We start from the raw sequence: 19,888 nt of genomic DNA, 5'->3' as shown, positions 1-19,888 counted from the left end.
GGCCGCTTTGACGGCGTGCGGCCCGCCCCCGGAGGGACGGGCCGCACGGTCATGCGTACTGCGGGTCAGCTCGCCTTCGACGCGCCGCGGCGGCGCATGCCGAAGAACACGGCTCCGCCACCGGCCACGACGAGGGCACCGGCGACACCGGCGATCATCCCGGTGTTGCTGTTCGCACCGGTCTCGGCGAGGTTGGAGTCACCGGCCGCGGGGGACGGGGCGTTGTCCCCGGCCGGAGCGGTGGTGGTGTCCGACTCCGACGGGGTCGCCGAGGGCTTCTCGGTCGGCTTGTCCGACGGCTTCGGGGTCTCGGACGGCTTCGGGGTCTCCGACGGCTTGGGCGTCTCGGTGGACTTGCACGCCTCGGACGGGGCGGTCAGGCCGCCCTCGATGTCCTCGTCGACGATCTTTCCGGCCTTGACGTGGACGCGGTACTGGGCGTTGGGCGTCCAGTCCTCGGAGAAGGAGACCGTGGCACCCTCACGGGTGCCCTTGACCTGCTTCTCACCGACGAGCTTCGCGTCGGAGCCGTTCGACTCCAGGTAGACCGAGACGGTCGCCTCGACGCCCGAGGCATCGATGTCAGTGACGGTGATGACGCCCTTGCCGTTGTCGTCGCAGACGGCCTTGGCGGTGAAGTCACGGATGTTGCAGGCCGCCGCGTTGCCGGCGAGGCCGATGGCCAGGGCGGCGGTGGCGGATGCGACTCCGAGGATTCGCACGGAACGTGCGGTACGGGAAGATATGGACACGATTGCCCTTCACAGAATGCGCAACTGCGGGGGGTGATGAGGGAGTTGTCGTGGACAACAGCTCCCCCAGGAGTCTCACAGGTTTATAAGCGCGGGGTAAGGGCTGTCAATGCGTAGGCGTGTCACACCCGTTGGCTTTGCGCCGTTATTGCCCGCCGAGGTGTTTGAGCGCCGCCGGGGCGTCCTCGACGCGGTCCACCAGGGCGATCCGGGACTCCATCGAGCGCTCCCGGGCCAGCGACCGCAGCAGCGGCCAGGCCGGCAGGGTCTCGGTCCAGTGCGCCCGGTCCACCAGGACCATCGGGGTGGGTTCGCCACGCGACTCGTAGTAGTTCGGCGTCGCGTTGTCGAAGATCTCCTGTACGGTGCCGGCCGCGCCGGGCAGGAAGACGACCCCCGCGTTGCAGCGGGCCAGCAGGCCGTCCTCCCGGGTGGCGTTGGCGAAGTACTTGGCTATGTGCGTGGCGAACGCGTTGGGCGGCTCGTGGCCGTAGAACCAGGTCGGGATGCCGACCGAGGAGCCACCGGAGGGCCAGCGTTCACGTATCGCGAAGGCGGCCGACGCCCACGCGGTGACCGAGGGCCTGAACGAGGGCGCCCCGCCCAGTATCGGCAGGGCCTCGGCGAGCATGCCGTCGTCGTGCGGGGCCGCGTACGCGCCGAGGTTGGCGGCCTCCATCGCGCCCGGACCGCCGCCGGTGGCGGCCGTGAACCCGGCACGCGCGAGCTCGCGGCCCAGCAGGGCGGCGCCCTCGTACTCCCGCGTGCCGCGCGCCATCGCGTGGCCGCCCATGACGCCCACCACCCGTGCGCCGACGAGGAGTTCGTCGAGGGCGTCCGAGACCGAGTCGTCGTGGACCGCCCGCAGCATCGACGCGAAGACGTCCCCGTCGGCCCTGGTCCGCTGGAACCAGGCGTACGCGCGCGCGTCGGGAGTCGCCTCGTAACCGGCGTCGAGCGATGCGAAGAGTTCGCCGGGGGAGTAGAGCGTCCCCCGGTACGGGTCGAAGGGGAGCCCGGGGACGGGCGGGAAGACCAGCGCGCCCGAGGCCCGCACCGTCGCCGCCGCCTCCGGGTCCATCGGGCAGCCGAGGAAGACGGCGCCCGTGGTGTCCACGGACAGCAGCACCTTCGTACGGTCCGTCAGATCGACCGCCTGTACGCGGTGGTGGGCGAGCGAGCCGTGTGCCCCGGTCACCGCGTCGAACTCGGCGAGGGACTCGATCTCACGGTCGTGGGAGACGGCGGGCGCGGGTGTCGGCTTCACGCGCCCATGCTAGGGGGTGTCTGACACATGCCCGCGGCGTCGCGCGCTCCTTCATCAGACACCCCCTAGGGGTGCCGGACCCGCCCGCCCCGTGCCGGGCGGGTCCGGAAACCGCTCATCCCTCGATCGCCGCCGGGTCCATCCACGCGACCTCCCAGGTGTGGCCGTCCAGGTCGTCGAAGGCGCGGCCGTACATGTGGCCGTGGTCCTGCGGCTCGCCGGTGGCCGTGCCGCCGGCCGCGATCGCCCGGTCGACCAGTTCGTCGACCTTCTCGCGGCTCTCGGCGCTCAGACACAGCAGTACCTCACTGGTCGCGGTGGAGTCGGCGATCGGCTTCTTGGTGAAGTCGGAGTATCGCTGCCTGCTCATCAGCATCGCGATGATCGTGTCGCTGATCACGACGCAGGTGCAGTCGTCCGTCGAGAACTGCGGGTTGATCGAGTAGCCGAGTTCGGTGAAGAACTTCCTGGACGCGTCGACGTCGTTCGTGGCGAGGTTCACGAAAATCATCTGCTGGTACATGCGAGGTCTCTCCCGTCGGTGTCGTGCTGTTCGGGGGGTAGACCGGTGCCGTCCGCGGAACTCATCGCCCGGAGCCGGGTTTTTGCGCGGAATGCCTCAGCCGGTCAGGGGAATCGCGGCCAGCTCGGCGACGCCCCATGTCAGCGGCCCGAAGACGGCGGCCAGCGCGCCCACGCGCAGGGCCGCGGCGCTCCGCAGCGCCCGGGGAGCGGCGCCCAGCCGCAGCAGCGCGGCCGTGGTGGCGGCGCGCGCCTGCCGGGCCTCGACCGCGGAGGTGGCCAGGGTCGCCGCCGCGCACCCCACGACGAGCACCCCGCCCAGCGTGGTCAGCGGCCCGAACGACGGCCGCACGCCCGCGTACAGGGTCGCCAGCGCGTACGCCCCGGACGCGACGGCGCACATCACGCCGAGCGGACGTCCCACGCGCCGCCCCTCCTCCTGGAGACCGCGCCCGGCGAGCAGCCGCAGCGCGCCGGGCCTGACGGCCTGCAGCAGCCATCCGCACAGATGGGTGATCCCCGGCCCGGCCAGGGCGAGGCCGACCGCCGTCAGGAGCCAGCCGGCGAGCACCGCGGCCGGGCCGCCGGTGAGTCCGCCGGGCAGCGCGAGCCCGGGGGCGGGCCCCGAGCGGCTCCCGTACGTCTCGATGGCGAGGCCCGCCGCGAGGAGGGCCACGCCCCAGGGGAGCCCGCCGGGGGTGGGGAGCGGCGGGGCGGGGTGCTGCGCGGACCGCACCGCGTCCGGGTGACCGGGCGACGGGTAGTGCCCCTGGTCGCCGAGGGCGTCACCGGCCTCGCCGGGCCGTGTTCCCTCCGTCTGCTCGGGTTCGCCGGACCGGCCGCCGCCGTACGGCCCGCTGCCGGGCCGGGGCCGCAGGACGACGGCGCTGGCCAGGGAGGCGGCCAGCGGCACCAGTGCCAGCAGGGTGAGGATGCCCGGCAGCGGGAGCGGCCGGCCGGCGGCGAGGAGTCCGGAGGCGGCTCCGTCGAACGGCATGCCGGTCAGGTCGCCGCGCAGGTGCAGGAAGAGGAGCAGCGCGAGCAGCGAGCCGAGTCCGCAGGAGAGCGCGGTGGTCACGGCCGAGTACGCCATCAGCCGGGCCGGTCCGAGTCCGATCGCGGAGAGTCCGGGCCGCGGCCGGGTCCCCGGGTCGGTGCGGGCGACGGCGACCGCGAAGTAGACGGTGGCGGCCGCCGGCGCGAGACACCAGGTGAGCCGCAGCACCGAGCCGGCGGGTGCCCCGGGGTGCGCCATCGCGTATCCCAGCGTGCACAGCAGCAGGAAGCCGGTGCCCGCCGAGGCGGCGGTCACCAGGAGCCTGCGGAACTGGACGAGGGGGTGGGCGCCGCGGGCTAGACGGAGAGCGAGCACGCGGCCCGGCCTTCCGCCTCGGTGGCCGGGGGGAGGTGCACGGTGCTGACGCGGCGCCCGTCGAGCAGGGCCACCGTGCGGTCGGCGAGGGCCGCGGTCTGGGGGTCGTGCGTGGCCAGCACCACGGTGATGCCGTGCGAGCGGGCCGCCGTGGTGAGGGTGCGCAGCACGTGGGCGTGGTCGGCGCGGTGCAGCGGGGCGGTCGGTTCGTCGGCGAACAGGACCGTGGGGGAGGAGACCAGGGCCCGGGCCACGGCCACCCGCTGGCGCTCGGCCTGCAGCAGCGCGTACGGGCGCTTGCGGGCGCAGCCCCGGATGTCGAGGCGCTCCAGCCACTCCAGGGCGGTGGTCTTGGCGGCCCTGCGGCCGGTGCCGCGCAGCATCAGCGGCAGGGCGGCGTTCTCCCAGGCGTTCAGTTCGGGTACGAGGACCGGCGCGGGGTCGATCCAGCCGAAGCGGTCGCGGCGCAGCCGCTCGCGGGTGTGCCGGCCCATGGTGTGGATGGGAACGCTGTTGAACCAGACCTCTCCCTGCTGGGCGGGGAGCTGCCCGGACAGACAGCGCAGGAGGGTCGTCTTGCCGCTGCCGCGCGGGCCGCTGACGGCGAGGATCTCGCCCTCGCGGACGCCGAGCGAGACACCGTTCAGCGCGGGTGAGCCGTTGTGCTTGAAGTGCAGGGCGCGTGCCCAGAGCACGTCGTTGTCCGGCGGGGCCACCATGGGCGTACACCTCGGTTCAGATCTGATGTGCCGTGCGAAGTCCCCCTTCCGGGGGAACGAAGGCAGGGCCGATCGGTCACTGGGCACGCTAGGTAGTCAGGGGCGGGACGCCGGACAGCACGCGGCCCCGTGCCGCCCTTCTCACTCGAACGGGCGGCACGGGGACCGGGGTTGATCACACCGGCGGCCCTCGGCGGAGGACCGGCGGCCGGGGTCAGAGCTTCGCCCAGGCCTCCGTCAGCACCTGGCGGAGGATTCCCTCGATCTCGTCGAAGGTCGCCTGGTCGGCGATCAGCGGCGGCGACAGCTGGATGACCGGGTCACCGCGGTCGTCGGCGCGGCAGTACAGGCCGTACTCGAAGAGCTTCTTGGAGACGAAGCCGTACAGCACGCGCTCCGACTCCTCGTCCGTGAAGGTCTCCTTGGTGGCCTTGTCCTTCACCAGCTCGATGCCGTAGAAGAAGCCGTTGCCGCGGACGTCGCCGACGAGCGGCAGGTCGTGCAGCTTCTGCAGCGTGTTCAGGAACGCGCTCTCGTTGTCGAGCACGTGCTGGTTGAGGTTCTCCCGCTCGAAGATGTCGAGGTTGGTCAGCGCCACGGCCGCGGAGACCGGGTGGCCGCCGAAGGTGTAGCCGTGCAGGAAGGTGTTGTCGCCCTTGTAGAACGGCTCGGCGATCCGGTCGGAGACGACGGCGGCACCGATCGGGGAGTAGCCCGAGGTCATGCCCTTGGCGCAGGTGATGATGTCCGGCACGTAGTCGAACTTGTCGCACGCGAACATGGTGCCGAGGCGGCCGAAGGCGCAGATGACCTCGTCCGAGACCAGCAGGACGCCGTGCCGGTCGCAGATCTCGCGGACCCGCTGGAAGTAGCCGGGCGGCGGCGGGAAGCAGCCGCCGGCGTTCTGCACCGGCTCCAGGAAGACGGCGGCGACGGTCTCGGGGCCCTCGAAGAGGATCTCCTGCTCGATCTGGTCGGCGGCCCAGCGGCCGAAGGCCTCCGGGTCGTCGCCGTGGATCGGGGCGCGGTAGATGTTGGTGTTGGGCACCTTGTGGGCGCCGGGGACGAGCGGCTCGAAGGGGGCCTTCAGGGCCGGCAGACCGGTGATGGACAGGGCGCCCTGCGGGGTGCCGTGGTAGGCGACCGCGCGGGATATGACCTTGTACTTCGTGTAGTTGCCGGTGAGCTTGTGGTACTGCTTCGCCAGCTTCCACGCCGTCTCGACGGCCTCGCCGCCGCCGGTGGTGAAGAAGACCTTGTTCAGGTCGCCCGGCGCGTAGTGGGCGAGGCGCTCGGCGAGCTCGACCGCCTTCGGGTGGGCGTAGGACCAGATCGGGAAGAAGGCCAGCTCCTTGGCCTGCTTGAGCGCGGCCTGGGCGAGCTCCTCGCGGCCGTGGCCCGCCTGGACCACGAACAGGCCCGCGAGACCGTCGAGGTAGCGCTTGCCCTGGTCGTCGTAGATGTAAGTGCCCTCACCACGGACGATGGTGGGTACGGGCGCGTTCTCGTACGAGGCCATGCGGGTGAAGTGCATCCACAGATGGTCGTACGCGGTCTTGCTGAGGTCCTTGGTGCTCACGGCTATCGGGTTCCCCACATGTAGGTCTGCTTCTTGAGCTTGAGGTAGACGAAGCTCTCGGTGGAGCGCACGCCGGGCAGGGCCCGGATGCGTTTGCTGATGACGTCCAGCAGGTGGTCGTCGTCCTCGCAGACGATCTCCACGAGGAGGTCGAACGAGCCCGCGGTCATCACCACGTACTCGACTTCCGACATGGCGGTCAGGGCGTCGGCCACAGGGTCCAGCTCGCCCTCGACGTTGATGCCGACCATCGCCTGCCTGCGGAAACCCACGGTGAGCGGGTCCGTGACGGCGACGATCTGCATCACGCCCTGGTCGAGCAGCTTCTGGACGCGCTGGCGCACGGCCGCCTCGGACAGGCCGACGGCCTTGCCGATCGCGGCGTACGGGCGGCGTCCGTCCTGCTGGAGCTGCTCGATGATGGCGAGGGAGACGGCGTCCAACTGGGGACCGCCGCCGTTCTTTGACTCCCGAGAGTCCCTGGGGTCTGCGCTTCGACTGGCCACGAGGTCACTGTGCACGACGTATCGATAGTTCCGCAAGGCCGAATCGATGAAATTCGTTGTGCGTGGGTCATCAGTCTGCGGATTTCGCAGCTACGGCCCGAGTGGGGGTGTTGAAAACGTCAGCGCACCGATTAGGGTGGGACAGCCGGGTGTCTCAGCCAGTGGACACTCGGGGAACGGGCGGCTTCGGGGTCGAGGGACACCCAGGTCGCGGCTTCACAGCACTTCACAGCACTTCACACGCACTTCTGACAGGAGGGCCGGGCAGTGAGCACCGAGCTGCGTCGTCTGCGCAACTACATCGATGGTGAGTTCCGGGACGCCGCCGACGGACGGACCACCGAGGTGGTCAACCCCGCGACCGGTGAGGCGTACGCGACCGCGCCGCTGTCCGGGCAGGCGGACGTCGACGCCGCGATGGCCGCTGCCGCGGCGGCCTTCCCGGCCTGGCGCGACCAGACCCCCGCCGAGCGCCAGAAGGCCCTCCTCAAGATCGCGGACGCGTTCGAGGAGCGGGCCGAGGAGCTCATCGCCGCCGAGGTGGAGAACACGGGCAAGCCCACCGGGCTGACCCGCACCGAGGAAATTCCGCCCATGGTCGACCAGATCCGCTTCTTCGCGGGTGCGGCCCGGATGCTCGAGGGCCGCTCGGCCGGTGAGTACATGGAGGGGCTGACCTCGATCGTCCGACGTGAGCCGATCGGTGTCTGCGCGCAGGTCGCGCCGTGGAACTACCCGATGATGATGGCCGTGTGGAAGTTCGCCCCGGCGCTGGCCGCGGGCAACACGGTCGTGCTCAAGCCCTCGGACACGACCCCCGCCTCCACGGTCCTCATCGCGGAGATCATCGGCTCGATCGTGCCCAAGGGCGTCTTCAACGTGGTCTGCGGCGACCGTGACACCGGCCGCACGATGGTCGAGCACCCGACCCCGGCGATGGCCTCCATCACCGGTTCGGTCCGGGCCGGCATGTCGGTCGCCGAGTCGGCGTCCAAGGATTTGAAGCGGGTCCACCTGGAACTGGGCGGCAAGGCGCCGGTCGTCGTCTTCGAGGACACCGACATCGCCAAGGCCGTCGAGGACATCTCGGTCGCGGGCTTCTTCAACGCGGGCCAGGACTGCACGGCCGCCACGCGCGTGCTCGTCCAGGAGGCCATCCACGACGAGTTCGTGGCCGCGCTCGCCAAGGCCGCCGCCGAGACGAAGACCGGCATGCCGGACGACGAGGACGTGCTCTACGGCCCGCTGAACAACCCGAACCAGCTCAAGCAGGTGTCCGGCTTCATCGAGCGGCTGCCCGCCCACGCCAAGGTCGAGTCCGGCGGCCACCAGGTCGGCGACAAGGGCTACTTCTACGCCCCGACCGTCGTCTCCGGCCTCAGGCAGGACGACGAGATCATCCAGAACGAGGTCTTCGGACCGGTCATCACCGTCCAGTCCTTCTCGGACGAGGCCCAGGCCGTCGAGTGGGCGAACGGCGTGGACTACGCGCTGGCCTCCTCGGTCTGGACGAAGGACCACGGCCGGGCCATGCGCATGTCGAAGTCGCTGGACTTCGGCTGTGTGTGGATCAACACGCACATCCCGCTGGTCGCGGAGATGCCGCACGGCGGTTTCAAGAAGTCCGGCTACGGCAAGGACCTCTCGGCGTACGGCTTCGACGACTACACGCGCGTCAAGCACGTGATGACGTCGCTGGACGCCTGACCCGGGAAGCGTTCCCCGGCGCGGCCCCGGACGGTGCGCGACCGTCCGGGGCCGCGCCGTGTTGTGCGCCGGGACCGCGGGATCGGCCGGGGTCACTTTTGAACACGTTCAAGAATGGCGTACGCTCCAGCCATGAGCGACAGAGCCGCCCTTCTCCGGGGCATCCGCGCGTGGCTGGTCGTGTTCGTCGTCTGCCTGGTGCTCAGCGGCGCGACGGCCTTCCCCTTGGTGCACGAACTGCACTGGACCGAGGACCTGCTGCGGTCCCTGTCCGTGCCCGAGCATCTGCCCGGCCTCATGGAGTGGATCGAGCGCGTACGCCGCGGCCTCGACGCCACGGACGCCGAGTACCCCTTCGTGCTGTACGGGACCGACTGGCTGGCGTTCGCCCACCTGGTGATCGCGGTCGCCTTCTACGGCCCCTACCGCGACCCCGTCCGCAACATCTGGGTCGTCGAGTTCGGCATGATCGCCTGCGCCGGCATCATCCCGCTCGCCCTGATCTGCGGACCGATCCGCGGCATCCCCTTCTGGTGGTCGCTCATCGACATGTCGTTCGGCGTCTTCGGGGTGATCCCGCTGTACGTACTGCGGCGCAGGATCAAGCGGCTGGAGGCGCTGACCGGGAACTGGACCGCTCCCGGGGCCGGCGCCCCCACCGAACCCGGCTCCGGCGCCCTCCCGGACCCGGCCTAGACGGTGCGCGGGGCGATACGCCTAGCTTCTGCGCAGGGAGCACAGCGCGTCGATGCGGTTCGTCGTGATGGAGTCGACCCCCATGTCGAGCAGCCGTCGCATCGAGCGGCGGGTGTCGGGGGTCCAGACGGACAGCAGATGGCCGCCCCGGTGCACGCGGGCCGTCAGGGCGCGGTCGACCAGGGTGAACCGGTAGTTGAGCCAGCGCGGCCGCACCGCGTCGAGTACGGCGGGGCGCGGCGGCGCGAGGCTCGTCCAGGTCAGCGCGATCTCCGCGGCGGGGTCGGCGGCGCGCACCGCGAGCATGGCCGCGGCGCCCGCGCAGTAGTACACGCGCTCGGCCGCACCGCACTCGCGGATCACACCGACGACCCGCCGCACGGCCCTGACGTCCGGTGCGCCCGGCAGGTCGATCATGAGCCGGGCGTCACCGGTGGCCTCCAGCGCGTCCACGAGCGTGGGCACGCCGTCGGCGGTGAGCCCGCGCACCTCGGCGGCGGAGAGCGAGAGCAGCGGCCGCTCCAGCTCCCACAACCGCTCCAGTGTCTCGTCGTGCAGCAGCACGGGCACGCCGTCCCGGGTCAGCCGCACGTCGATCTCCACCACGTCCGCGCCGCGGCCGAGCGCGGAACGCAGCGAGGCGATCGTGTTCTCGCGGACCCGGTAGGGGTCACCGCGGTGGGCGACGGCTGTCACGGTGCGCATGGGATCGTCCTTCGCTCGTCTTCGGCGACGTCAGGGCGTGAGCCAGGCCGAGGTGTACGTGTCGATCTCGGCGGTCAGCCGCCGCTTGCCCGCCGGGTCCAGGAACGAGGCCTCGACCGCGTTCCTCGCGAGCGCGGCCAGGCCCTGCTCGTCGAGGCCGAGGAGGCGGGCGGCGACCGCGTACTCGTTGTTCAGGTCCGTGCCGAACATCGGCGGGTCGTCGGAGTTGATGGTCACCAGGACGCCCGCGGCGATCATCTGCGCGAGGGGGTGCTCGTCGAGGGTGCGGACCGCGCGGGTCGCGATGTTCGACGTCGGGCAGACCTCCAGGGCGATGCGGTGGTCCGCGAGGTGGGCGAGGAGCCTCGGGTCACGCACCGAGCTGGTGCCGTGGCCGATCCGCTCGGCGCGCAGGTCCGTGAGCGCGTCCCACACCGTCTGCGGGCCGGTCGTCTCGCCCGCGTGCGGCACGGAGTGCAGCCCGGCCGCGATCGCCCGGTCGAAGTACGGCTTGAACTGCGGACGGGGCACCCCGATCTCGGGGCCGCCCAGGCCGAACGAGACCAAACCCTCCGGGCGCACCCTGTCGTCGGTGGCCAGCCGCGTCGTCTCCTCGGCCGACTCGAGGCCCGCCTCGCCGGGGATGTCGAAGCACCAGCGCAGTACGACGCCGAGCTCGCTCTCGGCCGCCTTGCGGGCGTCCTCGATGGCCTCCATGAAGCCGAGCTCGTCGATGCCGCGGCGGGTCGAGGAGAACGGCGTGAGGGTCAGCTCGGCGTAACGGACCTGCTGGCGGGCCATGTCCCGGGCGATCTCGTACGTCAGGGTGCGCACGTCCTCGGGGGTACGGATCAGGTCGACGACCGACAGGTACACCTCGATGAAGTGGGCGAAGTCCGTGAACGTGAAGTAGTCGGCCAGGGCCTCGGGGTCGGTCGGCACCCTGGAGTCGGGGTGGCGGGCGGCGAGGGTGGAGACGATCCGCGGGGAGGCGGAACCGACGTGGTGCACGTGCAGCTCGGCCTTGGGCAGCCCGGTGATGAAGGCCCGCAGGTCGCGCGGGGCGCTGGGATCGGTGAGCTCGGTCAAGGGGTCCTCCCCGGCAGGGCGTCCGTCCGGTGGCCGGTGTCGCATTCCGGCACGCGGTACGGCGCGGGTGATCGGCTGATCGGTGGTCCGGGGATCATCGTAGGCGGCCCCCGGAGGGCCGGAGGGGTGGCATCGGCATGACGGAACGTACGACCGAGGGGGACTCGCGCATGTCCGACGACGCGCACACGCCGGAGCCGCGCGGGGCCGCGCCCGTGGACCCCTGGGCGCCTCCGGGCTCCACGGCGCCCCTGGCCCCGGCGGGCCCGCCCGCGCCGCCGGGCCCCGGCCCGGGGGCCGGCTGGAGCGGCGCCCCGCCCGTGCCCGGCGGCGGGTACGACCGGCCGACGGCGCACCCCGCCGCTGCCGACGCCCCTCCCTGGGCGAACCCCTTCGCCCCGCCGGAGGACGCCCGGCCCGCCCCCGGCGAGCACGTCCCCCCACCGCCCATCGCCCCCGACGGTCCCGGCCGGCCCGCGTACGCCTACGGTCACACCTACGGCGGGTCCCAGCCCCCCGCCTGGTTCGGCGGCCCCGCGTACGGCTGGCCGGCCGCGCCCGTCGCCCCGAGCAACGGGATGGGCACCGCCGGACTGGTGCTCGGCATCGTCGCGGCCGTCGTCTTCTGTCTGTGGCCGCTGGCCATCGTGCTGGGCGTGCTCGGGGTGGTGTTCGGTGCGCTGGGCCGGGCCAGGGCGCGCCGCGGCGAGGCGACGAACGGCGGCCAGGCCCTGGCCGGGATCATCTGCGGAGCCGTGGGGATCGCCCTGGGCGCAGCCCTGCTGGTGATGTTCTTCGTCGACCGCGCCGACGACGGGGACGACGGCCCGGTCAGCGACGACGGCGGCTACTCCGCGACGCTGCTCCCGGACCACCTGGGCTGACCGCACCGCGCGGCGCGGCCGTGTCTCAGGCGGCCGCCGGTGCCGCCCGCAGCCGCGCCCGTGCCTCCATCAGCGCGAAGCCCAGCAGGTTCGACCCCCGCCATCGCTCGGGGTGCGCCGCCCGCTCGTCGTCCGCCGTGAGGCCTATGCCCCACACCCGGTCCATCGGGCTCGCCTCGACCAGCACCCTCTCGCCCGTGCCCAGCAGGAACGCCCTCAGGTCGGCGTGGGCGGTGAACTTGTGGACGCTGCCCTCGACCACGATCCTCCACCGCTCCCTCTCCCACGTGGCGTCGTCGAAGCCGCGCACCAGCCGCCCCGCCTTCTTGGCCAGCGCGGGGCTGCGCGCGTCGAGAGCGGCGCGCTCGGCCTCGGCGTCCTGGAACAGCCGCGCCTTGCCCGCCATCATCCAGTGCTCGGCCGTCGCGTAGTGCACGCCGTCGACCGTGAAAGGCGACGGCCACCACTGGCTGAGACAGCTCGCTCCCACCCGGCCGTCCGGGCGCGGCCGGTGCCCCCAGAAGTACAGATACCTGATTCTCGCCCCCGCACGGACCTGCCTGGTGAGGGCCTGCAGACCGGTGACCGTCCCCGTCGTCTCCTCCATGCACGCGAGTCTGGCAGGCGCCACTGACACTCCGTCCCCCCTTTTCCGCGGAGACTCGACACCTGGTCGACAGATTCCGTCGCGTAACCAAAAGGCAACAACGGAATCACTTGTTGAGGTCCCCTCGCTCTGTCAGGATCGGCACTCAATTCGAGCTGGAGCCACATCCCACCCCACGGGACGGGGTGGACGACGGAGGAGCGCGACATGCACAGTCCGGGCCATCGCTTCCAGGCACAGGACCGCTTCCCCGCGCGGGACCGCTTCGCGGCCGGCGTGCAGTACGTCGCGGGCCGGTTCGGCGAGGGCACCTCCGGGCGTACGCACGCGGTCGTCGACCCGTCGACCGGCGAGGAGATCCTCCGGTACGAACTCGCCGGCACCGACGACGTGGACCGCGCGGTGGCCGCCGCCCGCGCCGCCTTCCCCGGCTGGTCCGGTGGCACCCCGGGTGAGCGCTCCGACGCCCTGCACCGCTTCGCCTCCGTGCTCGCCGACCGCGCCGACGAACTGGCCCGTGCCGAGTCCCTGCAGTGCGGCAAGCCGCTCAAGCTCACCCGGGAGTTCGACGTCCCGGGGACGGTCGACAACGCCGCGTTCTTCGCGGGTGCCGCCCGGCATCTCCAGGGGCAGTCCGCGGGGGAGTACTCGGGCGACCACACCTCGTACGTACGCCGTGAGCCCATCGGAGTGGTCGGTTCGATCGCGCCCTGGAACTACCCCCTCCAGATGGCCGCGTGGAAGGTGCTGCCGGCCATCGCGGCGGGCAACACGATCGTCCTCAAACCCGCCGAGCTCACCCCGTTCACCTCCCTGCTGTTCGCGGAGGCCGCCACCGAGGCGGGCATCCCGGACGGTGTCGTCAACGTCGTCACGGGCGCGGGCAGGGACGCCGGTGAACACCTCGTCTCCCACCCGGACGTGGCGATGACGTCGTTCACCGGGTCCACCGCCGTCGGCCGGCGCGTCGCCGAACTCGCCACCGCCACCGTCAAACGGCTCCACCTGGAGCTGGGCGGCAAGGCCCCCTTCGTCGTGTTCGACGACGCGGACCTGGAGGCCGCCGTGCACGGCGCCGTCGCGGGGGCGCTCATCAACACCGGGCAGGACTGCACGGCGGCCACGCGCGCGTACGTGCAAAGGCCCCTCTACGAGGAGTTCGTCGAGCGGACCGCCGAGCTGATGGCGGGCGTCCGGCTCGGCGACCCCTTCGCCCCGGGCACCGACCTCGGTCCGCTGGTCTCGCACGCCCAGCGCGACCGGGTCGCCGCCTTCGTCGACCGGGCACGTGCCTACGCGCGCGTGGTCACCGGCGGCGAGGCACCCGGAGGGGACCTCGCCAAGGGGGCCTACTACCGGCCGACCCTCGTCGCCGGCGCCGCCCAGGACAGCGAGATCGTGCAGGCCGAGATCTTCGGGCCGGTCCTCGTCGTGCTGCCCTTCGACAGCGACGACGAGGGCATCCGGCTCGCCAACGACACCCCGTACGGGCTCGCCGCCTCCGCCTGGAGCCGCGACGTGTACCGCGCGAACCGCGCCACCCGCGAGATCAAGGCGGGCTGCGTGTGGGTCAACGACCACATCCCGATCATCAGCGAGATGCCGCACGGCGGGTACAAGGCGTCCGGCTTCGGCAAGGACATGTCCGCGTACTCGTTCGAGGAGTACACCCAGATCAAGCACGTCATGTTCGACAACACCGCGGTTGCCAGGAAGGACTGGCACCGCACGATCTTCGGGGACCGATAGCCAGCTCAGGCCGCGCACAGGCCGCGACCCTCCCGAAAGGCACACCACGAGCATGGAGCAGTACGAGCCCGCCCGCCCGCCATCGGCAGCCGCCCTGCGCGGCCCCACCCGAGCCAGGGCCGCCCTCACCCGCCGCTCACTGCTGCGCGCCTCCGCCGGCGGCGCGCTCACCGCCGGCGGGATCGGGGCGCTCAGCGCCTGCGGCATCCCCGCGGCGGGCAGCACCAAGGGCGGCGTCTCGGCGGAGGACCACTCGGCGAAGGAGAAGACGGTCGACTTCTCCAACTGGACCGAGTACATGGACGTCGACGACAGCGAGAAGCGTCATCCCACCCTCGACGCCTTCTACAAACGCACCGGGATCAAGGTCAAGTACACCGAGGACATCAACGACAACGTCGAGTTCTTCGGGAAGATCAAGCCGCAGCTCGCGGCGGGCCAGGACACCGGACGCGACCTCATCGTCGTCACCGACTGGCTGGCCGCGCGCCTGATCCGCTTCGGCTGGGTGCAGAAGCTGGACCCGTCCAACCTGCCGCACGCCTACGCCAACCTGTCCGACCAGTTCCGCAGCCCCGACTGGGACCCCGGACGCGCCTACTCGTACCCCTGGCAGGGCATCTCGACCGTCATCGCCTACAACAAGAAGGCGCTCGACGGCGAGAAGGTCACCTCCGTCTCCGACCTGCTCGACAACCCGAAGCTCAAGGGACGGGTCGGCTTCCTGTCGGAGATGCGCGACAGCATGGGCATGACCCTGCTCGACATGGGCAAGGACCCGGCCGCCTTCACCGGCGACGACTACGACGCGGCGATCGCCCGCCTGCAGAAGGCCGTCGACAAGGGCCAGATACGCCGCTTCACCGGCAACGACTACACGTCCGACCTCACCAAGGGCGACCTCGCGGCCTGCCTCGCCTGGGCCGGTGACGTCGTCCAGCTCAAGGCGGACAGCCCGGACGTCGACTTCCTCATCCCGGACAGCGGCTATCTGACGTCCACGGACGTCCTGCTGGTCCCCAACAAGGCGCGCCACAAGACCAACGCCGAACGGCTGATCGACTACTACTACGAGCCGAGGACGGCCGCGCAACTCGCCGCCTACATCAACTACGTGTGCCCCGTGGACGGGGTGAAGGACGAGCTCGCGAAGATCGACGAGGACGCGGCGAACAACCCGCTGATCATTCCCGACAAGGCCATGGCCGCCAAGTCGCACGCCTTCCGCTCACTGACGCAGAAGGAAGAGACGGCCTACGAAGAGAAGTTCGCGAAGCTCACAGGGGCGTGACCACGATGACCACAGACAGCGGCGGCGACGTCCGCCTCCACGGGATCAGCAAGACCTACGGCTCCTTCACGGCCGTCCACCCGCTCGACCTGACCGTGCCGCAGGGCTCCTTCTTCGCCCTGCTCGGCGCGTCCGGCTGCGGCAAGACCACCACCCTCAGGATGATCGCCGGGCTGGAGGAACCCAGCTCCGGCACCGTCCACCTCGGCGAGCAGGACGTCACGCACCTGCCCCCGTACAAGCGGCCGGTGAACACCGTCTTCCAGTCCTACGCCCTCTTCCCGCACCTCGACATCTTCGAGAACGTGGCCTTCGGCCTGCGCCGGCGCGGCATCAAGTCCGTGAAGAAGCAGGTCGGGGAGATGCTGGACCTGGTGCAGCTCGGCGAACAGGCCCGCAAGAAGCCGCACCAGCTCTCCGGCGGCCAGCAGCAGCGCGTCGCCGTCGCCCGCGCCCTGATCAACCACCCCAGGGTGCTGCTCCTCGACGAACCCCTGGGCGCCCTCGACCTCAAGCTGCGCCGCCAGATGCAGCTGGAGCTCAAGCGGATCCAGACCGAGGTGGGCATCACCTTCGTCCATGTCACGCACGACCAGGAGGAGGCCATGACCATGGCCGACACCGTCGCCGTGATGAACGCGGGCCGCGTCGAACAGCTCGGCTCGCCCGCCGACCTCTACGAGAACCCGGGCACCACGTTCGTCGCCAACTTCCTCGGCACCTCCAACCTCATCGAGGCCGAGGTCGACTCCACCAGCGGCGACGAGATCGTCCTCAGGGCCGGCGGCGGCAGGCTCCGGCTGCCCAGGGCGCGCTGCTCGGCGCCCACGGCGACCGGCGGAAAGGTGCTGGCCGGCATCCGCCCCGAGAAGATCTCCCTCGCCCACGCCGACGACGCGGCCCGGATCCCGGAGGGCCGCAACCGGATCACCGGGACCATCGCCGACACCAGCTTCATCGGCGTCTCCACGCAGTACGTCGTCGACTGCCCGGCCTGCCCCGGGTTCGAGGTCTACGTCCAGAACATCGACCGCGACACCCGGCTCGTCCCCGGCGCCGAGGTCGTCCTGCACTGGAACCCGGAGCACACCTTCGGCCTGGACGCCGCGCAGGACATCGACGCGGGCGCGGTGACGGCCGACGCGGAAGAAGGGGCGGCCGCCTGATGGCCACCGTCACCGAGGGGCCACCTCTCGCCCCCGTCGCCGAGGACCCCGACGCGGCGCGGTCCCGTCCGCGCAGGCGCGGCCGCCTCGTGCCGTACTGGCTGCTGCTGCCCGGCATCCTCTGGCTGCTGGTCTTCTTCGCCCTGCCGATGGTCTACCAGGCCTCGACGTCGGTGCAGACGGGCTCCCTGGAGGACGGGTACCGGGTCACCTGGCACTTCGCGACCTACTGGGACGCGCTGGCGGACTACTGGCCGCAGTTCCTGCGCTCGGTGCTCTACGCGGGCTCCGCGACGGTCCTGTGCCTCGTCCTCGGCTACCCGCTCGCCTACCTCATCGCCTTCCGCGCGGGCCGCTGGCGCAACCTCGTGCTCATCCTCGTCATCGCGCCGTTCTTCACCAGCTTCCTGATCCGGACGCTGGCGTGGAAGACGATCCTCGCGGACGGCGGGCCGGTCGTCGGCGCCCTCGACACCCTGCACGTCCTGGACGTCACGGGCTGGCTCGGCATGACCGCCGGCGACCGGGTGCTGGCCACCCCTCTCGCGGTGGTCTGCGGACTCACGTACAACTTCCTGCCGTTCATGATCCTGCCGCTGTACACCTCCCTCGAGCGCATCGACGGACGGCTGCACGAGGCGGCGGGCGACCTGTACGCGAGCCCCTCCACCGTCTTCCGCAAGGTGACGTTCCCGCTGTCGATGCCCGGCGTCGTGTCCGGCACACTGCTCACCTTCATCCCCGCGAGCGGCGACTACGTCAACGCCGACCTGCTCGGTTCGACGGACACCCGCATGGTCGGCAACGTCATCCAGACGCAGTTCCTGCGCATCCTCGACTACCCGACGGCGGCCGCTCTGTCGTTCATCCTGATGACCGCGATCCTCATCATGGTCACGCTCTACATCCGCAAGTCCGGGACGGAGGATCTCCTCTGATGGCCTTCGTGAAATGGCTCAGGCGCCATCTCGTCGTGATCGCGGGACTGCTGACACTCGGCTATCTGCTGCTCCCGAACGTCGTCGTCACGGTGTTCTCGTTCAACAACCCCAAGGGCCGCTTCAACTACGAGTGGCAGGAGTTCTCCACCGACGCCTGGACCGACCCGTGCGGCGTCGCCGACATGTGCGGCTCGCTCTCCCTCAGCCTGCGGATCGCCTTCTGGGCGACCCTCGGGGCCACCGCCCTCGGCACGATGATCGCGTTCGCACTGGTCCGCTACCGCTTCCGGGCCCGCGGGGCGGTCAACTCGCTGATCTTCCTGCCGATGGCGATGCCCGAGGTCGTGATGGCCGCCTCGCTGCTGACGCTCTTCCTCAACATGGGCGCCCAGCTCGGCTTCTGGACGATCCTGATCGCCCACATCATGTTCTGCCTCAGCTTCGTCGTCACCGCCGTCAAGGCCCGCGTCATGTCGATGGACCCGCGCCTCGAACAGGCCGCGCAGGACCTCTACGCCGGTCCCGTGCAGACCTTCCTGCGGGTCACCCTGCCCATCGCGGCCCCCGGCATCGCCGCCGGAGCGCTGCTGGCCTTCGCGCTCTCCTTCGACGACTTCATCATCACCAACTTCAACGCCGGCTCGACGGTCACCTTCCCCATGTTCGTCTGGGGGTCGGCGCAGCGCGGAACGCCCGTGCAGATCAACGTCATCGGGACGGCCATGTTCCTCGTCGCCGTGCTGCTCGTCCTGTCCGGAATGCTCGCCGGCAGCCGGCGCAGGAACCGGGCCGCGTCGTGAGCCGCTGGACGAAGGCGCTGGCCGACGCCCAGCCGGTGTCCTACTGGCTCGACGACCCCGCCCGGCCCCGCCCGGAGCCGGCCCTGACCGGCGCCGAGACCTGCGACCTGCTCGTCGTCGGCGGCGGCTACAGCGGGCTGTGGACCGCGCTCCTCGCCAAGGAGCGCGACCCGCGCCGCGAGGTGGTCCTCGTCGAGGGCCGCGAGGTGGGCTGGGCCGCGTCCGGCCGCAACGGCGGCTTCTGCGCCGCCTCCCTCACCCACGGCCTCGCCAACGGCCTCTCCCGCTGGCCCGGCGAGATCCACCGGCTCGAGGAGCTCGGCGCCCGCAACCTCGACGCGATCGAGGACGCCGTCGTCCGCCACGGTCTCGACTGCGACTTCGAGCGCACCGGCGAGATCGACGTGGCGACGGCGCCGCACCAGGTCGCCGAACTGCGGTCCTGGTACGAACAGACGCGGAGCGCGGGCCTCGCCGACGGCACCGAGCTCCTCGACGCCGACGCCGTGCGGGAGCAGGTCGACTCCCCGACGTTCCTCGCCGGGCTGCACGACCGCCGGGGTGTCGCCCTGCTCCATCCCGCCAAGCTCGCCTGGGGCCTCAAACGCGCCTGCCTCGGCCTCGGCGTCCGGGTGTACGAGCACACGCCCGCGCTCGCCCTGAAGGCGCGCGGCGCCGCCATGGCCGTACGCACCCCGTACGGCCGGATCGACGCCCGCCAGGTCGCCCTGGGCACCAACGTCTTCCCGAACCTGGTCAGGCGTGTGCGCCCGTACACCGTCCCCGTCTACGACTACGCGCTGATGACGGAACCGCTCGACGCCGGCCGGCTGGCCTCGATCGGCTGGAAGAACCGCCAGGGGCTCGGGGACAGCGCCAACCAGTTCCACTACTTCCGGCTCTCCGCCGACAACCGGATCCTGTGGGGAGGCTACGACGCGGTCTACCCGTACGGCGGCCGGGTGCGAGCCGAGCACGACGACCGCCCGGAGACGTACGCCCGGCTCGCCGGCCACTTCTTCGCGTGCTTCCCGCAACTGGAGGGCGTCCGCTTCACGCACGCCTGGGGCGGCGCGATCGACACCTGCTCGCGCTTCTCGGCGTTCTTCGGCATGGCCCACGGCGGCAGGGTCGCGTACGCGGCCGGGTACACCGGGCTCGGCGTGGGCGCGACGCGGTTCGGCGCGGACGTGATGCTCGACCTGCTGTCCGGCGAACGCACCGAGCGCACGGAACTGGAGATGGTCCGCACGAAACCGCTGCCCTTCCCGCCCGAGCCGTTCGCGTGGACGGGCATCGCCCTCACCAAGTGGTCCCTGGCCAGAGCCGACGCCCACGAGGGCCGGCGCAACATGTGGCTGCGGACGATGGACCGGCTGGGCCTCGGCTTCGACAGCTAGGGCCTCTCGTCTGGATCATGCCGGGCTCGCGGGGTCCGGCCTGATCCAACCGAAAGGCCCTAGCGGCGCGGGGGCGCACCGGACGGACCCCGCATGCCGTCAGAGGTATTGACAACTTGATTGGTCTGGACCAAAT

At 71.2% G+C, this 19,888-nt stretch carries 19 protein-coding genes; 9 read left to right on the top strand and 10 right to left on the bottom strand.

What is annotated here, in order from left to right; genetic code table 11:
* Positions 1–65: 65 nt before the first annotated feature.
* From ACFY93_RS24530 to ACFY93_RS24500, 7 genes are all read right to left on the bottom strand, one after another.
* On the bottom strand, positions 66–722 hold the full coding sequence (locus ACFY93_RS24530) for an LAETG motif-containing sortase-dependent surface protein (RefSeq protein WP_391362796.1): 657 nt from the start codon (positions 720–722) through the stop codon (positions 66–68).
* A 175-nt stretch (positions 723–897) separates the two neighbouring features.
* A complete protein-coding gene (locus ACFY93_RS24525; RefSeq protein WP_391362794.1) occupies positions 898–2,019 on the bottom strand; it encodes an LOG family protein in 1,122 nt (373 codons plus the stop codon).
* A gap of 115 nt (positions 2,020–2,134) precedes the next feature.
* Positions 2,135–2,542 carry a VOC family protein gene (locus ACFY93_RS24520; protein ID WP_391362792.1) on the bottom strand — a complete coding sequence of 136 codons (408 nt, stop codon included), beginning with the start codon at positions 2,540–2,542 and terminating at the stop codon, positions 2,135–2,137.
* Positions 2,543–2,638: 96 nt separating this feature from the next.
* Positions 2,639–3,913, bottom strand: a complete 1,275-nt coding sequence (locus ACFY93_RS24515; protein WP_391362790.1) for a hypothetical protein — start codon at positions 3,911–3,913, stop codon at positions 2,639–2,641.
* On the bottom strand, positions 3,895–4,632 hold the full coding sequence (locus tag ACFY93_RS24510; protein ID WP_391362788.1) for an ATP-binding cassette domain-containing protein: 738 nt from the start codon (positions 4,630–4,632) through the stop codon (positions 3,895–3,897). Before ACFY93_RS24510 ends, ACFY93_RS24515 begins: the two co-directional genes overlap by 19 nt.
* A gap of 214 nt (positions 4,633–4,846) precedes the next feature.
* Positions 4,847–6,229, bottom strand: coding sequence for an aspartate aminotransferase family protein (locus ACFY93_RS24505; RefSeq protein ID WP_391362786.1), 1,383 nt, complete (start codon positions 6,227–6,229; stop codon positions 4,847–4,849).
* On the bottom strand, positions 6,214–6,732 hold the full coding sequence (locus tag ACFY93_RS24500; RefSeq protein ID WP_391362784.1) for an Lrp/AsnC ligand binding domain-containing protein: 519 nt from the start codon (positions 6,730–6,732) through the stop codon (positions 6,214–6,216). The genes ACFY93_RS24505 and ACFY93_RS24500 overlap by 16 nt, the downstream gene beginning before the upstream one ends.
* Before the next feature lie 252 nt (positions 6,733–6,984).
* Between ACFY93_RS24500 and ACFY93_RS24495 the strand changes: the two genes are divergently transcribed.
* Both ACFY93_RS24495 and ACFY93_RS24490 read left to right on the top strand, forming a co-directional pair.
* The gene (locus tag ACFY93_RS24495) at positions 6,985–8,424 is read left to right on the top strand and encodes an aminobutyraldehyde dehydrogenase (protein WP_391362782.1); all 1,440 of its coding nucleotides are present in this window, start codon (positions 6,985–6,987) and stop codon (positions 8,422–8,424) included.
* Positions 8,425–8,556: 132 nt separating this feature from the next.
* Positions 8,557–9,120: a hypothetical protein gene (locus ACFY93_RS24490; RefSeq protein ID WP_391362780.1), complete on the top strand. Its 564-nt coding sequence runs from the start codon at positions 8,557–8,559 to the stop codon at positions 9,118–9,120.
* A gap of 21 nt (positions 9,121–9,141) precedes the next feature.
* Here the strand turns inward: ACFY93_RS24490 and ACFY93_RS24485 are convergent, their stop codons facing one another.
* Together ACFY93_RS24485 and ACFY93_RS24480 are read right to left on the bottom strand one after the other, a co-directional pair.
* Positions 9,142–9,825: a glycerophosphodiester phosphodiesterase family protein gene (locus tag ACFY93_RS24485; protein WP_391362778.1), complete on the bottom strand. Its 684-nt coding sequence runs from the start codon at positions 9,823–9,825 to the stop codon at positions 9,142–9,144.
* Between the two features lie 30 nt (positions 9,826–9,855).
* Positions 9,856–10,959 (bottom strand): adenosine deaminase, encoded by a 1,104-nt coding sequence (locus ACFY93_RS24480; protein WP_391362776.1) that lies wholly within the window; start codon positions 10,957–10,959, stop codon positions 9,856–9,858.
* 92 nt (positions 10,960–11,051) lie between these two features.
* On the opposite strand from ACFY93_RS24480, the gene ACFY93_RS24475 reads away from it, so the two are divergent.
* Positions 11,052–11,798 carry a DUF4190 domain-containing protein gene (locus tag ACFY93_RS24475; RefSeq protein ID WP_391362774.1) on the top strand — a complete coding sequence of 249 codons (747 nt, stop codon included), beginning with the start codon at positions 11,052–11,054 and terminating at the stop codon, positions 11,796–11,798.
* A 25-nt stretch (positions 11,799–11,823) separates the two neighbouring features.
* Here ACFY93_RS24475 and ACFY93_RS24470 read toward each other — a convergent pair whose 3' ends face one another.
* Positions 11,824–12,405 carry an NADAR domain-containing protein gene (locus ACFY93_RS24470; RefSeq protein WP_391362772.1) on the bottom strand — a complete coding sequence of 194 codons (582 nt, stop codon included), beginning with the start codon at positions 12,403–12,405 and terminating at the stop codon, positions 11,824–11,826.
* Between the two features lie 207 nt (positions 12,406–12,612).
* Here ACFY93_RS24470 and ACFY93_RS24465 point away from each other — a divergent pair, with 207 nt between their 5' ends.
* From ACFY93_RS24465 to ACFY93_RS24440, 6 genes are read left to right on the top strand one after another with little or no spacing between them, the layout of a single operon-like run.
* On the top strand, positions 12,613–14,154 hold the full coding sequence (locus ACFY93_RS24465; RefSeq protein ID WP_391362770.1) for an aminobutyraldehyde dehydrogenase: 1,542 nt from the start codon (positions 12,613–12,615) through the stop codon (positions 14,152–14,154).
* 52 nt (positions 14,155–14,206) lie between these two features.
* Entirely contained in the window at positions 14,207–15,445 is a 1,239-nt protein-coding gene (locus ACFY93_RS24460) for an extracellular solute-binding protein (protein ID WP_391362768.1), read from the top strand.
* 5 nt (positions 15,446–15,450) lie between these two features.
* Positions 15,451–16,611: a polyamine ABC transporter ATP-binding protein gene (locus ACFY93_RS24455; RefSeq protein ID WP_391362766.1), complete on the top strand. Its 1,161-nt coding sequence runs from the start codon at positions 15,451–15,453 to the stop codon at positions 16,609–16,611.
* The gene (locus ACFY93_RS24450; RefSeq protein WP_391362763.1) at positions 16,611–17,549 is read left to right on the top strand and encodes an ABC transporter permease subunit; all 939 of its coding nucleotides are present in this window, start codon (positions 16,611–16,613) and stop codon (positions 17,547–17,549) included. Before ACFY93_RS24455 ends, ACFY93_RS24450 begins: the two co-directional genes overlap by 1 nt.
* Positions 17,549–18,352, top strand: a complete 804-nt coding sequence (locus ACFY93_RS24445) for an ABC transporter permease subunit (protein WP_391362761.1) — start codon at positions 17,549–17,551, stop codon at positions 18,350–18,352. The genes ACFY93_RS24450 and ACFY93_RS24445 overlap by 1 nt, the downstream gene beginning before the upstream one ends.
* The gene (locus ACFY93_RS24440) at positions 18,349–19,752 is read left to right on the top strand and encodes an FAD-dependent oxidoreductase (RefSeq protein WP_391362760.1); all 1,404 of its coding nucleotides are present in this window, start codon (positions 18,349–18,351) and stop codon (positions 19,750–19,752) included. Before ACFY93_RS24445 ends, ACFY93_RS24440 begins: the two co-directional genes overlap by 4 nt.
* Positions 19,753–19,888 lie beyond the last annotated feature (136 nt).

The organism is Streptomyces sp. NPDC008313, from assembly GCF_042956125.1.
Classification (GTDB): Bacteria; Actinomycetota; Actinomycetes; order Streptomycetales; family Streptomycetaceae; genus Streptomyces.
The sequence above is the reverse complement of the archived record's forward strand: the minus strand, read 5'-3'. Positions and strand labels throughout refer to the sequence as shown.

Coding starts and splice junctions, on each gene's coding strand:
- ACFY93_RS24445 (WP_391362761.1), top strand. CDS start 17,549: ATGGCCTTCGTGAAATGGCTCAGGCGCCATCTCGTCGTGATCGCGGGA.
- ACFY93_RS24510 (WP_391362788.1), bottom strand. CDS start 4,632: ATGGTGGCCCCGCCGGACAACGACGTGCTCTGGGCACGCGCCCTGCAC.
- ACFY93_RS24485 (WP_391362778.1), bottom strand. CDS start 9,825: ATGCGCACCGTGACAGCCGTCGCCCACCGCGGTGACCCCTACCGGGTC.
- ACFY93_RS24480 (WP_391362776.1), bottom strand. CDS start 10,959: ATGCGACACCGGCCACCGGACGGACGCCCTGCCGGGGAGGACCCCTTG.
- ACFY93_RS24450 (WP_391362763.1), top strand. CDS start 16,611: ATGGCCACCGTCACCGAGGGGCCACCTCTCGCCCCCGTCGCCGAGGAC.
- ACFY93_RS24460 (WP_391362768.1), top strand. CDS start 14,207: ATGGAGCAGTACGAGCCCGCCCGCCCGCCATCGGCAGCCGCCCTGCGC.
- ACFY93_RS24475 (WP_391362774.1), top strand. CDS start 11,052: ATGACGGAACGTACGACCGAGGGGGACTCGCGCATGTCCGACGACGCG.
- ACFY93_RS24490 (WP_391362780.1), top strand. CDS start 8,557: ATGAGCGACAGAGCCGCCCTTCTCCGGGGCATCCGCGCGTGGCTGGTC.
- ACFY93_RS24465 (WP_391362770.1), top strand. CDS start 12,613: ATGCACAGTCCGGGCCATCGCTTCCAGGCACAGGACCGCTTCCCCGCG.
- ACFY93_RS24470 (WP_391362772.1), bottom strand. CDS start 12,405: ATGGAGGAGACGACGGGGACGGTCACCGGTCTGCAGGCCCTCACCAGG.
- ACFY93_RS24520 (WP_391362792.1), bottom strand. CDS start 2,542: ATGTACCAGCAGATGATTTTCGTGAACCTCGCCACGAACGACGTCGAC.
- ACFY93_RS24455 (WP_391362766.1), top strand. CDS start 15,451: ATGACCACAGACAGCGGCGGCGACGTCCGCCTCCACGGGATCAGCAAG.